1 protein-coding gene is annotated in these 684 nt (G+C 51.2%); it reads right to left on the bottom strand.

The features are described 5' to 3' along the window. Window positions 1–71 precede the first annotated feature (71 nt). Entirely contained in the window at window positions 72–482 is a 411-nt protein-coding gene (locus JN524_RS27165) for a hypothetical protein (protein WP_202371314.1), read from the bottom strand. Between the last annotated feature and the right edge of the window lie 202 nt (window positions 483–684).

A 684-nucleotide genomic window follows, 5' to 3' on the forward strand; every position in this document is an offset into this window, starting at 1 on the left:
TGGCCGAAAGCTGCCACTCATTAAATGCGGCTTACGATCAACAATGGAGTCTCAGCTTCAGTGATTCACACCTAAACGCCGCATAGAAGTTCGCGCCTCACCTGGAGAGCAATTGCTGCGAAGCCCTTTCCAGTGCCGCGCTTTCGGGACGCGTAGTCCTGATTAGCAGAAACATCCTCCCATTGACTCACCGATTCCACGTACCTATGAGTGCTATCCGTATCAATTTCAAACTCTATGAACCGCTCTGCGTGAGTGAGCAAAAGACCATAAAGGCGTGGCATTCCGGGAAAGTCAACTTCAAGGTCGAGTACGACGGTTTCTGACCATCTAACGCCTTTCGACTCGCCATAGTTTTTTAAGGCGAGAGGAACCCCTCTGGCCAGCCAAGCTTTGGCGGTTACCATGAGTGTATGGGCCACAAGAGCATTTTGCTCTTGCACGTTCAGTTGCCTTTTTTTTAATAGACAGTCAATGTCCACTTCCATCTCCACTAAAGTAGCCGCTTCCAGGATGGCGATCTGTTAAACACGCAACGACTCATTCGATTCATCTCCACGCTATCACCCGATCCTGCGGGGAGTAGCGAGGTTCCGATGTGGTTACCGAACGAAGACTTTCGACCCAAAGCTGACGGTGGCGACAGACAAAAATCGGCCAGAAGCGGACATCGGCAAGCGACCG

This window comes from Pseudomonas sp. MWU318 (assembly GCF_016756945.1).
Classification (GTDB): domain Bacteria; phylum Pseudomonadota; class Gammaproteobacteria; order Pseudomonadales; family Pseudomonadaceae; genus Aquipseudomonas; species Aquipseudomonas putida_A.